General features: G+C 37.5%; 10 protein-coding genes. 5 read left to right on the forward strand and 5 right to left on the reverse strand.

Translation table 11 applies throughout. The features are described 5' to 3' along the window. Positions 1–66: 66 nt before the first annotated feature. A complete protein-coding gene (locus EZ456_RS19200; protein ID WP_131532935.1) occupies positions 67–1,392 on the reverse strand; it encodes a sulfatase-like hydrolase/transferase in 1,326 nt (441 codons plus the stop codon). 112 nt (positions 1,393–1,504) lie between these two features. Here EZ456_RS19200 and EZ456_RS19205 point away from each other — a divergent pair, with 112 nt between their 5' ends. Beyond that, positions 1,505–2,272, forward strand: a complete 768-nt coding sequence (locus EZ456_RS19205) for an MBL fold metallo-hydrolase (RefSeq protein ID WP_205945136.1) — start codon at positions 1,505–1,507, stop codon at positions 2,270–2,272. 525 nt (positions 2,273–2,797) lie between these two features. Here EZ456_RS19205 and EZ456_RS19210 read toward each other — a convergent pair. After that, a complete protein-coding gene (locus EZ456_RS19210) occupies positions 2,798–3,385 on the reverse strand; it encodes a YceI family protein (RefSeq protein WP_131532939.1) in 588 nt (195 codons plus the stop codon). A 336-nt stretch (positions 3,386–3,721) separates the two neighbouring features. Here EZ456_RS19210 and EZ456_RS19215 point away from each other — a divergent pair, with 336 nt between their 5' ends. From EZ456_RS19215 to EZ456_RS19225, 3 genes are read left to right on the forward strand one after another with little or no spacing between them, the layout of a single operon-like run. Further along, positions 3,722–4,171, forward strand: coding sequence for a hypothetical protein (locus EZ456_RS19215; protein WP_131532941.1), 450 nt, complete (start codon positions 3,722–3,724; stop codon positions 4,169–4,171). Positions 4,172–4,228: 57 nt separating this feature from the next. Next, entirely contained in the window at positions 4,229–4,708 is a 480-nt protein-coding gene (locus EZ456_RS19220) for a hypothetical protein (RefSeq protein ID WP_131532943.1), read from the forward strand. A 6-nt stretch (positions 4,709–4,714) separates the two neighbouring features. Then, on the forward strand, positions 4,715–5,032 hold the full coding sequence (locus EZ456_RS19225) for an eCIS core domain-containing protein (RefSeq protein ID WP_131532945.1): 318 nt from the start codon (positions 4,715–4,717) through the stop codon (positions 5,030–5,032). 362 nt (positions 5,033–5,394) lie between these two features. On the opposite strand, the gene gcvP is transcribed toward EZ456_RS19225, so the two are convergent. After that, positions 5,395–8,271 (reverse strand): aminomethyl-transferring glycine dehydrogenase, encoded by a 2,877-nt coding sequence (gcvP, locus tag EZ456_RS19230; RefSeq protein WP_131532947.1) that lies wholly within the window; start codon positions 8,269–8,271, stop codon positions 5,395–5,397. A gap of 349 nt (positions 8,272–8,620) precedes the next feature. On the opposite strand from gcvP, the gene EZ456_RS19235 reads away from it, so the two are divergent. Then, on the forward strand, positions 8,621–9,472 hold the full coding sequence (locus EZ456_RS19235; RefSeq protein WP_131532949.1) for a hypothetical protein: 852 nt from the start codon (positions 8,621–8,623) through the stop codon (positions 9,470–9,472). Between the two features lie 267 nt (positions 9,473–9,739). On the opposite strand, the gene EZ456_RS19240 is transcribed toward EZ456_RS19235, so the two are convergent. Both EZ456_RS19240 and EZ456_RS19245 read right to left on the reverse strand, forming a co-directional pair. Next, positions 9,740–12,289, reverse strand: coding sequence for a TlpA family protein disulfide reductase (locus tag EZ456_RS19240; RefSeq protein WP_131532951.1), 2,550 nt, complete (start codon positions 12,287–12,289; stop codon positions 9,740–9,742). Between the two features lie 408 nt (positions 12,290–12,697). Next, entirely contained in the window at positions 12,698–13,261 is a 564-nt protein-coding gene (locus EZ456_RS19245) for a hypothetical protein (RefSeq protein ID WP_131532953.1), read from the reverse strand. Between the last annotated feature and the right edge of the window lie 103 nt (positions 13,262–13,364).

Genomic DNA, 13,364 nt, shown 5'->3' on the forward strand with positions numbered 1-13,364 from the left:
TGGATATGATGGTGGCGATCTTTAATGTGATGACGAACAAAACCTTCTAAAACAAAAAGTTAAATTTTACTTGGAATTTCCGGGATATGCCTCGTAAAGCTTTATCAAATGTGCTTTCTGATCAGCATATTTTGCATCATCAATTAAGTTTACACGCTCTGCCGGATCCCATGATAAATTGTAAAGCTCGCTAAGTTCTTTATTGTCCTTTTTAGTGACCCTTAATTTCCAATCGCCATCTTTTACCCCTTCTAAAACATAATTGTGGTAATAGATCGGGCGGTGAGGTTTTGTATAGTTTTTATTGGTTAGCAAAGCTGAAACCGATTCTCCGTCGTACACTTTTTGAGGCAATTTGCTTTTGGTCCACTCGGCCAGTGTAGGAAAAATATCCAAATTTGAAATGGGTTTGGTTAACTGGATATTGTTAAGGGTATGACCCTTCCAGTACACAATAAAAGGTACCCGGTGGCCACCTTCGTAAGAGATTCCTTTAGAGCCTCTAAAAACTCCAGCCGAACCGACATGGTAAAACCTGGTAAAACCATCGTCGTACATTCGCTGTGGCGCATTAATCCACGGACCGTTATCGCTGGTGAAGATAAAAATGGTATTATCTGCCTGTCCTGAAGCTACTACCTGTTTCCAGATCTCAGCCAAACCTGCATCCATATCTTCGATTACATCGCCCAGTTCGCCACCAGCAGAAGGTATTTTTCTACTTTTTTGTGCGGCAAAAGCTACAGGCAGGTGAGGCATATTTTGCGCCAGGTAAAGAAAAAACGGTTTCTTGGCTGCAGCACTTTGTTTAATAAATTTGATCGATTCGCGGGTATAAGAACTGGTTAAAATACTATCGTGTGGCTTGTAGATCTCTGGCTTGGTATTTCTGAAAATTTTGATTGTGGTGTCGGTTTTTACGTAAGGTGCTCTATAATCGTGGCTATATAAAAGACCATAAAATTCATCAAAACCCTTTTTATTTGGTAGCGAAACACCATGATCGCCCAAATGCCATTTTCCAACCAAAGCGGTAGCGTAGCCTGATTGTTTAAGCATCTGGGCAATGGTAATTTCATCTTCAGGAATTCCACGTTTATCGCCGGGACCAATTGGCCATGGTAAATCCATCCTGCTGCAATACCTACCTGTTAGTAAAGATGCCCTTGATGGCGTACAGGTTGGGGAGGTAGTGACAAAGTTTGTGGCTTTTATACCCTTTGCAGCCATTCCATCTAAAAAAGGCGTTTTAATCAACGGACTTCCATAACATGAAATATCGGCATAGCCCATATCATCGGCCAGTACAATAATTACATTTGGTTTTTGCTGCGCTTTTAACTGTAAAACAAAACTGAAGGCAAACAGGAAAATAAAAACTCGGAGATTCATGCCCGAAATTTAAGCATGATATTTTACAAAAAAAGGAAGTATCCAAGCTTTTACCAAAACAAATACTAATGATTAGATTGTTACCTTTGTAGAAACATTAAAGATCTACATTTTGCAAGTTCACACCCTATTCGAAGGCACCTATTCTGTTGATGCAACAAAGAAATTTGTTCCTTTCGACCCCGCCATACATCATTTTAAAGACAGACCCGCATCGCTATTCATCAATGTTCAGCCATTTTTAGTTGAACTGAAGAATGATTTGATTCTTTTTGACACTGGTTTAGGATTTAGTGATGACCATGGCGAACTGATTTTACACAAAAACATCCGCAATGCAGGGTTCGATCCTACTGATGTAACCAAGGTATTAATGTCGCACTTACATTACGACCATTCTGGCGGCATGATCCACAAACAAGGCAATGATAAGGTTGAACTGAGTTTCCCTGATGCAGAATATGTAATTAACCGTGGCGAATGGGAAACAGCATTTAGCAGCACTTCGTCTTCTTACCATACCGATATTTTCGATTTTGTTCAGCGTAACGCGCAATTGAAGTTTGTTGAGGGCGATGGCGCATTGGATGAAACCATTGCTTACGAATTTACTGGCGCACACTGCCCCAACCACCAGGTTTTCCTTTTAACTGAAGGTAAGCAAAAGATATTTTTTGGTGGCGATGTACTGCCTGAACCAGAAGAACTGGTTAAAAACTTCATCGCCAAATACGATTTCGATGGCCGCAAGGCGATGGAATTACGCAAAGAGTTTGGCAAAAGAGCTGCTGAAGAAAACTGGGAATGTTTATTTTATCATGGCAAAAGCGCCGCTACAGGATTTGTTGATGTTATTGAGGGCGGGTTTAGGATAAGATAAGTTTAGGGTTTAGGGTTTAGGGTTTAGGGTTTAGGGAAAAACAGATCTATAGGGTTTTAATATTAAAATCAATATATTTTATCTTGGTCTGTACCTTAATTGCATCGTCATCTCGACCGTAGTGTTCCAAAGGAACTCCTTCGGAGGAGAGATCTTTAAACCTTACTCCGCCGCCTTGCAACCTTCGTTTATTGCATAGCCCTGAGTCTTTAAATCCGATCGTAGCGGTATCCTTTTGGCTTTGGTTCTGAGCGTAGCGAAGAACAGCCAAAAGATTTAGCGGAGAGCGGGAATCCCCATTAACTATTGTACAGGGATTGCTTTTCTAAATCATGGAAAGCTTTCATTTCAAAAAATATCTTCTCCTTTTTTTACCACAAAGGTCACAGAGAAAGAACGCAAAGTTAGATGCACATTCGAGATTCCTAATAACCCAGTGCATTCTGTGTTTCCGTGGCTAAAAATATTAACCACAAAAAAGCCCCGACAAACGCCGGGGCTTTCCTTTTTCCGAAACAGAAATAATTATTTCTTAGCTACTAATTTAACCGCTAATTCAAAGTTATCATCAATTGCTTTGTCGCCAATGCTATCGAAGAAAGATTTAGAACCGTAACGGATATCATATTTAGTTCTATCAACAGTGATTTTTCCAGCTAAAGCCGAAGCTGTACCATCTGCATTAACTGTTACAGTTGCAGGGAAGCTTAATGGTTTAGTAATGCCTTTGATGGTTAAGTTACCTGTTACTGTTATGTTTGCTCCTGAACCAGCAACTTTAGTAATTACAAAAGTTGAAGTTGGGAATTTAGCAGAACCGAAGAAATCGTCTGCTTTTAAGTGACCTTCTAATTTAGCACTGCCATCAGCATCTTTAATTGAAGTCATATCGATAACAAAAGTACCACCAGTTACGTTTTTACCGTTAACGGCTAAACTACCTGATTGTAAAGCGATTGTTCCGTTGTGAGAACCTGTTACTTTTTTACCAACCCAAGTAATGGTCGATTTTGCTGCATCTACAGTATAAGTTACTGGTTTAGTAGGGTTTTTAAAAGCTGACAATGCTATAACTGCCACTAATAAAAAAATTGAGCTAATTTTTAATTTCATTTTCTGGTTTTTTAAAATTTGATACAAATATAGATTAACTCCCGATCTCCTGTTGTTGACCTATGTTAAGTTTTTTCAAAAATAATCGGATTTATTTAAAATCATTCTATTGACTGCAGAATTGTAGTAAAGGTTTAATTTGTTTACTTTTTAATGTGAATCTTTTTGAAGGTAGAGGATTAAAAAAGGTGGAGGGCAGAAGGTTTAAGGCATAGGGTTTCCTTCCATTGCATAAAAAATGTGAATAATTAGTATTTATTTATAAGGCTTAATTATAGTTCCCATTATTTATGGAAAAATAAAATTCTATATTTAAAAAATAATCTTTAATCATTCATGAAAAATAAAATTTACGCTCCGCTATATCTATTATGCCTATTATTTGCTTTAACCAGTTGCAACTTTAACAGCACTTACATAAACCGTGAAGAAGATAAAAAAGATGCTGAAAAAGTAGCCAACGAGTTTTATAAACTGCTCGAGAAAAAAGAGTATAATAAGATAGATCCATTTTTCAGCACCCAGTTTAAAGCGGTTACCAACCTAGGGAAGCTGAAAAAATTTTTAAGTGCTACCTCAGATAAACTCGGCGAAATAAAAAGCGAGAAGCTTGATCACTGGGAATCGAAAGTGATAAGAGGTTCGAATGCATCGGCACACTATGTACTTTATTATATCGTAGAAAGGGCAAAATTTCAAGCAAAAGAAACAGTGACGTTAACTGCAGAAAACGATCAGATTAAGATTTTGGGCTATAATGTTAATTCTGAAGGATTTTATAAATAATGAGTTACTTTATGTTACCCTCAATAATATTCACTAAAGAATTTACAATTCTTATAAATGATTAATCCTAAAATAATATCACCCTTCAAATATAAATTTTCAACTGTAATTAACCGACCCATTAACGAAAATGGATATGCAAAAGAAATTCAGGTAGTAAAAGAATATATAGACGAAAGAAAGGGAAACATTATTTTAAAAAATAATTACGAACTTACTTTTAGGGGTAGTTATTCTAAATGGAGGGGGAATATTTGTTCTACTGTAAAAACTGGCAGATTTATTATAGATGAAAAAGAGGGGAAACTAAGTCTTATTTATCACATTCAAATAGATTCACTCTTAGTCTACCTTACCGCTATTGGTTTAACGATTGCGATTATATTTCATCAAACTTGGTTTATTGGTATGCCCTTTATTTGGGTTGGAGGAATGAATTGGATTACCGCTTTAACAAGAAATAATTCTATGATGTACAATATCGCTTTTGAGATCGACAAACTAAGCAAAGATATAAACCAAGAATCGTTAACATAACTCAAAATGCCAAAGAAAAACTTACCCGATAATTTAAAAAATGGCATTGAAGCTTTATCAGGCATTTCGCTGGATGATGTGAAAGTGCACTTCAATTCTGATAAACCTGCACAATTGGCTGCTTCAGCCTATTCAAAAGGAACTGATATTCATTTAGCACCAGGCCAGGAAGAACATTTACCGCACGAAGCATGGCATGTAGTGCAACAAAAACAAGGCAGGGTTAAACCAACAGCACAATTAAAATCCGACACAATGGTTAATGATGACCCTGACTTGGAAAAAGAAGCAGATGAAATGGGAGCAAAAGCAGCCGACCTTTAAATGCGGGTGTTCTAGTTGCTTATAGCTACCACACAGTTGGTTTAGGCTTCAGCCCTTCATTCCTAAACCTGACAGCAGCGAAAATCCTTTTTGTCTGCACTTAAAGTAAAAGATTGCTTCGTCGTTCCTCCCCGCAATGACGACAATGAAGAGCAATACCACAAAAAGATTGAAGCGAATGGCAGGGCTGCGCTCCCCGAAAAAAAACCGACATTCATTTCCAAAAAAAATCTGCAAGCTTTATGAAACTAATTCATAAAACTTGCAGATCAATATGTTCGTGAGGACACGAACCTAGGCATTTGATAATTTATCTAAATAGATTGCCACGTTGTTCCTCCTCGCAATGACGAAAAGGGAACTTAAGGAACGATCTCTTCTAAATAACTCTCAATTGGCGGACAAGCACAGATTAATGCTCTATCACCATGACTATCGTTAACACGACCAACTGAAGGCCAGAACTTGCGCTCTAACACATAAGGAAGCGGGAATGCAGCTGTTTGACGGCTATAAGCATGATCCCATTCATTAGCAGTAATTACCGATACCGTATGAGGTGCATTTTTTAATGGGTTATCTACTTTATCTAAAGTACCGTTTTCTACCTCGGTGATTTCGTTCTTAATTGCAATCAATGCATCACAGAAACGATCTAACTCATGTTTAGGCTCCGATTCAGTTGGCTCAACCATCAAGGTACCCGCAACCGGGAACGAAACTGTTGGTGCGTGGAAACCGTAATCCATTAAACGTTTTGCAATATCGGTTACTTCAATTCCGAAAGCTTTGAACGAACGGCAATCTAAGATCATCTCGTGTGCACAACGGCCCTGAGCGCCCGAATAAAGCACTGGATAGTGTTGCTCTAAACGTGCTTTCATATAGTTTGCGTTTAAAATCGCATATTTAGTGGCATTGGTTAAACCTTCAGCACCCATCATCGCAATATAAGCGTGAGAGATAATCAGGATCGAAGCCGAACCCCATGGTGCAGATGAAACTGCAGAAATTGATTTCCCTTTATCGATATCAACCACAGCATGACCAGGAAGATAAGGAACTAAGTGTTTTGCAACACCAATTGGGCCCATACCCGGACCGCCACCACCATGAGGGATACAGAATGTTTTGTGCAAATTTAAGTGACAAACATCGGCACCAATATTGGCCGGGCTTGTTAATCCAACCTGTGCATTCATGTTTGCACCATCCATATAAACCTGTCCGCCGTTAGCGTGGATGGTTTCACAAATTTCGATAATGCTTTCTTCAAATACTCCGTGGGTAGATGGATAGGTTACCATCAAACACGACAGGTTATCTTTGTGTAATTCTGCTTTTGCTTTTAAATCTTCAACATCGATATTACCGTTTTCTAAAGATTTAACCACAACAATTTTCATGTCGGCCATTGCAGCAGAAGCAGGGTTTGTTCCGTGTGCCGAAGCTGGAATTAATGCTACGTTGCGGTGGAAATCACCTCTATCGTGATGATAAGCACGGATAACCATTAGACCGGCATATTCGCCTTGAGCCCCAGCATTTGGCTGTAAACTCATTGCCGCGAAACCCGTAATTTCACTTAACCATTTATCCAATTCGTTAAAAACCGAATAGTAACCCAATACCTGATCTGCAGGAGCAAACGGATGGATGCGACCAAAGTGAGACCAGGTAACCGGAATCATCTCTGCCGTAGCATTTAATTTCATGGTACAGCTACCCAAAGCAATCATCGAATGGCAAAGCGATAAATCTTTAGCTTCTAATGATTTGATATAACGCAACATTTCGTGTTCTGAGTGGTGCGCGTTAAAAATTGGGTGCGTTAAATAAGCCGAAGTACGTTGTAAAACAGCCGGAATAACGGTTTGTACATTTTCAACAACCTCAACCTGATCAGCCGCGATGGCTTTTACTTTAGCAAAGATTTTAGCAATTAAAGCTACATCTTCGAAAGTGCTTGTTTCGTCGAATGAAATGGTTGCAACGTTACCAACATAATTTAAGTTGATTTCGTTATCAATACATCCTGAGTGGATACCGCCTTTTAAATCGCCTAAATCGAAACGGATGGTATCGAAATAAGCTGAGTTTAACTGCTCGAAACCTAAACCTTTTAAAGTAGATGCCAAACTGATGGCCAAACCATGTGTACGTTCTGCAATGGCTTTTAATCCTTTCGGGCCATGGTAAGCGGCATAAAAACCAGCCATAATAGCCAATAATGCCTGTGCAGTACAGATGTTTGATGTTGCTTTATCTCTACGGATGTGCTGTTCGCGTGTTTGCAAGGCCATACGTAAAGCATAATCGCCATGGCTATCGATGGTTACACCGATAATACGACCAGGGATGTTACGTTTATATTCTTCTTTAGTTGCAAAAAATGCAGCATGCGGTCCACCAAAACCCATTGGTATACCTAAACGCTGTGTAGTACCTACCACTACATCAGCTCCCCACTCGCCTGGAGGCGTTAGTAAGGTTAAGCTTAAAATATCGGCAACTACCGTTAATTTAATATTTTGGTTGTGCAATGCCGATGCGAAATCTTTGTAATCGAAAACCTCACCGTTTCCTGCCGGATACTGAACAATTGCACCAAAGAAATCTTCAGTAGCTACGAAATCTAAATGACTTCCGATAACCAGTTCAATACCGTAAGGATTTGCACGTGTTTTTAAAATATCAATTGTTTGAGGGAAAACCAATTCTGATACGAAGAACTTTTTAGCCGCCTGGTTTTTACGCAAGCTATATTGCATAAACATCGCTTCAGCGGCAGCAGTACCTTCATCCAATAAAGATGCATTGGCAATTTCCATTCCGGTTAAATCGATAACCATGGTTTGGAAATTTAACAAAGCCTGCAAACGGCCTTGTGCAATTTCTGCCTGGTATGGCGTATATTGTGTATACCATCCTGGGTTTTCGAATACGTTACGTAAAATTACACCTGGAGTAATGGTATCATAATAACCCTGACCGATAAAGCTTTTGAAAACTTTATTCAACAATGAAGTTTGTTTTAAAGCACCAAGATATTCAGTTTCTGATTTCGCTGCAGGCAAATTTAACGGCTGTTTTAACCTTATTGCCGTCGGAACAGTTTGTTCAATCAGCTCATCAATAGAATTAACGCCAACAGTTTGCAACATTTCGGCTGTATCTGCCTCATTTGGCGCAATATGACGATTTTGAAAATCTTCCTTGTAATGGATATTTAAGCTCATGCGGTATGAATAATAAATTTGCGTGCAAAGGTAGCAAAAACGAAGCTGTATTTTGCTATATATCAGTGTAAAAAAGGTGTCCTATTTATACTTAAAAGCGACAAAATAGATAGATTTTGTACAGAAAGCAGAAGACAAACGTTTGTTCATTTTTATCTAAGAATCCTATTATTTGGAAAGTTATAGCAGTTCTGAAATTTAAATCTGTCAAGATCTATTTTATCAATCTTTTTGAATCCGTTCACACCAAATCGATACTCCCGTACAGTGTAAAATAGAAGCTACTTAAGGTTAGTCAAAAATTCATTTTCATACCTTTGCGAACCATTTATCTAAATGTGTTTTGTTTATGCCAACAGCTAAAAATAATGTTGCTCTTCTCGTTCATGCCTGCGATCGCTACGAATTTCTTTTTAAAGGTTTTGATTACACTTTCTCAGAAAACTGGGATTTCGAAATACCATGCAATTATTATTTCGCTACAGAAGTAAAAGAAGTAGAAGTGAATGGTTTTACAAACATCAAATCGGGTAAAGGCGAATGGGCCGATCGCCTGGTAACGCTGTTAAGCAATATAGACGAAGAGTATGTGCTTTACTTTCAGGAAGACATGTGGTTAAGCAAGTCCGTAAATCCTAAGTTCTTTATAGCGCTGTTCGAACGGGCAATTAAAAATGGTTGGCAACAGGTTAAACTCCATAGTTCTAGTGTTTACAAAACTAAAGAAACCACTAATTTTATTGAAGGATTTAATATTGCGGAAATCGATAATAAGGCATCAAATTATTTAATGTCGCACCAAATTACGCTTTGGAAAAAAGATTTTCTGCTGGCGCAACTTTATAAACAAGAGCACCCATGGAGGAATGAGCGCAAAGGTACAAAGAGGTTGAAAAAATTAAACCCTTTGATTCTTCATGTAGATTGCTTTGCTGAAAACGGCGCTGCAGAAATCAACAACAATAAAAATCCATCCGAACGAAGCGAATATTATGCAGTTTCATTTAACAGCACCTTAAATCACAATGCTGTGCGGTTTATCGAGGTGTTAAAATCAGGTAGTCAATCTCAAAAAGACTATGCTGCAGAACTGCAAAATCATTATGATAATAATCTAACCCACGATGGTAAGGAAAAACCCAAAAAAGTAGATTTGTTTAAGAAAATTAAAACCTTTTTTCGAAAAACCATTAGCAAGTAATTTTTGCATGTATTATATTTGGAAAGCAACGGCCGTACTAAAGCTTAAGTTTGTTCCCGCCATTCGCTGCAATCTTTTTGTGGCACTCCATAACATTATAATCATTGCGAGGAGGAACAACGAAGCAATCTTTTTCGAGCGTGCAAGCAAAAAGGATTTTCGCTATTGTCGGGTTTAAAACATAGCGTAATACAAGAAACAAAGGTTGCAGGGTGCGAGTGCCAAATTAACCCTTGCGGCCAACTAAAGCCAGCCGCAAGGAGTGTGCTATTTAGTGAGCAAAGTATTTACGGCAATAACAAGTTGTTCTTTGTCACTTGGTCGCGGAGCCTTCATCGTGTTTACATTCCCTTCTTTATCAATTAAAATATAGGTAGGAAAACTGTTTATCGAGAATCTGGTCTCAATCATATTTTGCTGCATTTCTGGCAAGCGGTAATGAACTGCATTTTCACTAGACAGTTCATATTCTTTGATAACATTCTTCCAACCTTCTTCTGGAGAATTATTGGCGAAATACATAAATACAACATCTTTTCCCTTTAAAGCTTCTTTAACCGGTTTTACAAAAGGCATTTCGCCTTTGCAGGGGGCGCACCAAGTACCCCAAAAATCAACATAAATCACTTTTCCTTTATAAGGTTTGATTAGCTCAGCAAACAGAGAATCTGCATTTTTTGCATCTTTTAAATGATCGGTTCTCTTTAAACTTTCCTTGTATTCCACATCAACCTTCGACATGTTTTGATAAGTAAGCTGGAGCTTCTCAATTTCACTCCGGTAGAAATCATTTTTTAAATTGCCCATAAACCGAGCAAATACAGTATCTGGCATTGCAGAATGTTTACCTTCAAGATATTTATAAAAACGACCTGCTATAATACTCTCTCTCAAATCTTCGTTTTCGATATCTTTTGCAACCCTTAATTCCTTATCAAAAACTTTAAAAGCCAATTTTTGACCTGCCCGATCTATAATCTGTTCTTTATAAACCCTTCTTACACTATCTGCTAATTTTCGTTTTTCAGGAGAAAAGCCCTTCAAAAGCCGTAGATATTTTAGTGAGTCTTTAGTTGATCCAATTTCATTCAATTCGATCTCTGCGAGCAGAGCCTCCTTTTCCTTGAATGATAAATTGATCTGTTTTAAATAAACCATTTCAGCAAGCACATCGTCCCATTTGACAGAACTTCCCTCATTCGAGACCAAATAAGCAAAGTAATCTCTTTTAAACGAAGAAAAATCCCTAACCAAAGTAAAAGGTTTAGGTGGGTTGTTTTTATACAAACTATCGTTAACAAAATTTATAAACGGTTCAGGGAATTTCCCTTGCTTTAGCGTAAATCTTTTCTGCATTAAATCAAATCCCATTTTGTACTTATAACCTTCTGATACAAAATATTTAAATCGGTTACTTGCATTGGGGTCCTTTACCAAATGTTTATTCAGATATGTAATTGCCTGTTGATGTTCTTTCTTACTGATGGCTAAAAAAGATAACAAATCTGCATTTCTTCTGGCATTATAATCACTCTCTGAGGTTCTTGAGTAAGGGCCATAATACCTGTAATTCAATAATTCGTTATGAAAACCGGAATTATCGCCCATAGTACTCCTAACTTCTGTACTGGAATCTTCAAAATAAAAATAATGTTCACCCGGTTCAATCACGTCAATAACTCCATTCCTCTCCCAGTCTAAAAAAACCTGAGTAGTATTTAACAAAGGGATTTTGAGCGTAAAAAACCCGTTGCTATCCAAATCTCCATAGTAATTCACCTGCTCATCTTTTAAATGATCGGTAAAACCAACCGAAAAAGGTTTATTACTTGTTGGGTTTCTTAAATAGCCCGTAATAACTGCCGTATCCACTCTGGCAAAATGGCTATCCTTAAATGACGTTGCATCTTTCGTTGTATTGGCTTTAAATTCTTTTTTCAACAGGTATACATTAATTATACCCTGGTCATCAACCAATTGTGCAACACTATCGTTTTTCGCTGTAAATTGAATATTTTTCTCCTTACCATCTTTAAGAAGTGTAATTTTTAAACTTTTTCCATTTTTTTCGATGCTTTTGTAGGGATAAACCTTCTGATTGTAGATCGCAAAGTCTTCAAAAAAACCATACTGCCATGCGTTGGTTTCATCGTTTATCCAATTACCCAAGAATTGATACACCAATGGATTCTTAGCAATAGGAACATAAATTTTAAGCCCTTCGAGACTGTTTAACTTTAAAGCTTTGACCAATTTATGTACATAAACCATCCTGCAGCTATCTTTATCTTTCAACAAAAACCGATCTTCTTTATCCATGTAGTTGCCGGCCCATGCAATGTCCCATTCCTTATTTTGATAAAGCATTTTATGCTTGGTTGTGATGTAAAAATCGGAATGAGATGGTGTACTCACCCATTTTCCAAAATAGTATGATGGGATTTCGTATTTGCTATAAACTTTAATATCAGGATCAGAAGCGTTCCAGGCACAAGATATTTCTTTCTCCCATCGGTTAAATTTTAATAAAGCTTTACCATAGGCGGGAGCTTTAATTTCTAAGGTTAAAAGGTCTTTGCCTCTTGTATTTAACCATAATTTGGTGATTCCGTTACTATTCTTCACACTATCGACCATGTACATTCGATAGTTATACTCAACATAATTATCGCCAATTAAGGTACCGTTCCAGTTGCCTACTTTTGCTGCTTTATAACTCCAAAAGCCATGAAGATTTTTGGGCACAATAGGTTTTGCCTGGGCAGGGATTAAATAAAAAAAGAAAATGAGGGTGAAGAGGTGAGCTAGATTTTTCATTGTTATTATTTAGATTAGACTGATGAAGGTATCAAGTTTTTAATCTAAAATTTCTTAAAAAATGTTAAAAATCAGATAGTTCCACTTTTTAATCCAAAACAAACGTTTGTTCATTTTATTTGATGAACTGATTATTTAGAAAGCAATTGCTGTGCTAAAATTCGACCTGCTCCCGCCATCCGCTACAATCTTTTTGCTACTCTTTGCCATGCTGAGGCACGAAGCATCTGTTTCATAGCTTGCAGATGTTTCGTGCCTCAGCATGACAGTATATTCAAGGTTGCTGCAAACAAAAAGGATTTTTGCTGCTGTCGGGTTTAAAACGTCAGGTACTGTAAGAAACAGAGGCTGCAGAGCGCAATAGGTATTATGCTTTCACCTTTGGTCTTTCAGCTTTAGTCTCCAAACCTACTTCTGCACTTTCCAGCCTTCATCCTTACTCAACTTTAATTTATAAGTTTTGGTAATGAAGTTGCTGTTTTTATTGGCGTCCTTATCGAATGGCTCGAAATCGGTAGTTGTCATTTTAAGTGAAACCGTTACTTTGGCTGTGCTTGAGTTTACCTGCGCAAAATCGACAGGTTTTTCGTCTGATAAAACATATTCTACAACTTTTACCGTGGCTTTGTCACCATCCTGTTTCAACACCAACGGACTTGCCTTATCGGTTAAAGTAATTTGGTAAACAAAACTGCTATCTTTCGATAAGAATTTTTTCTTGGCTTCCTTCAAACTCAATGAAACTAAACCTTTACTCGCTAAAGATTTATATTTCCCTAGCTCAAACATATCGTTTGTACTATTGAATTTGATCTCCCCAAAGTTGAAACGTGTTGTTTTATATTCAGGATTGGCTTTTAAATAGTCGGTAATTACCTCAGCAGCTTCATCTTGATTAATAGTAGTTTTGGTTTTACATCCTATGAAACCAATGATGACAAAAGATAAAATATAAATGGTAAGTTTTTTCATGTGTAAATGCTTTATGCTTTTTAAAGATATTTATTTTTTTTTGTAAGTCGGAGGTCAGGGGTCCGAAAGTCGGAAGATTATTAGCGCAAATTTTAACCTTACA

This window comes from Pedobacter psychrodurus (assembly GCF_004331735.1).
Classification (GTDB): domain Bacteria; phylum Bacteroidota; class Bacteroidia; order Sphingobacteriales; family Sphingobacteriaceae; genus Pedobacter; species Pedobacter psychrodurus.

Excerpts from the sequence above, each read along its gene's own strand:
- EZ456_RS19220 (WP_131532943.1), top strand. The coding sequence starts at position 4,229 with ATGATTAATCCTAAAATAATATCACCCTTCAAATATAAATTTTCAACT.
- EZ456_RS19200 (WP_131532935.1), bottom strand. The coding sequence starts at position 1,392 with ATGAATCTCCGAGTTTTTATTTTCCTGTTTGCCTTCAGTTTTGTTTTA.
- EZ456_RS19245 (WP_131532953.1), bottom strand. The coding sequence starts at position 13,261 with ATGAAAAAACTTACCATTTATATTTTATCTTTTGTCATCATTGGTTTC.
- EZ456_RS19225 (WP_131532945.1), top strand. The coding sequence starts at position 4,715 with ATGCCAAAGAAAAACTTACCCGATAATTTAAAAAATGGCATTGAAGCT.
- EZ456_RS19215 (WP_131532941.1), top strand. The coding sequence starts at position 3,722 with ATGAAAAATAAAATTTACGCTCCGCTATATCTATTATGCCTATTATTT.
- EZ456_RS19240 (WP_131532951.1), bottom strand. The coding sequence starts at position 12,289 with ATGAAAAATCTAGCTCACCTCTTCACCCTCATTTTCTTTTTTTATTTA.
- EZ456_RS19235 (WP_131532949.1), top strand. The coding sequence starts at position 8,621 with ATGCCAACAGCTAAAAATAATGTTGCTCTTCTCGTTCATGCCTGCGAT.
- gcvP (WP_131532947.1), bottom strand. The coding sequence starts at position 8,271 with ATGAGCTTAAATATCCATTACAAGGAAGATTTTCAAAATCGTCATATT.
- EZ456_RS19210 (WP_131532939.1), bottom strand. The coding sequence starts at position 3,385 with ATGAAATTAAAAATTAGCTCAATTTTTTTATTAGTGGCAGTTATAGCA.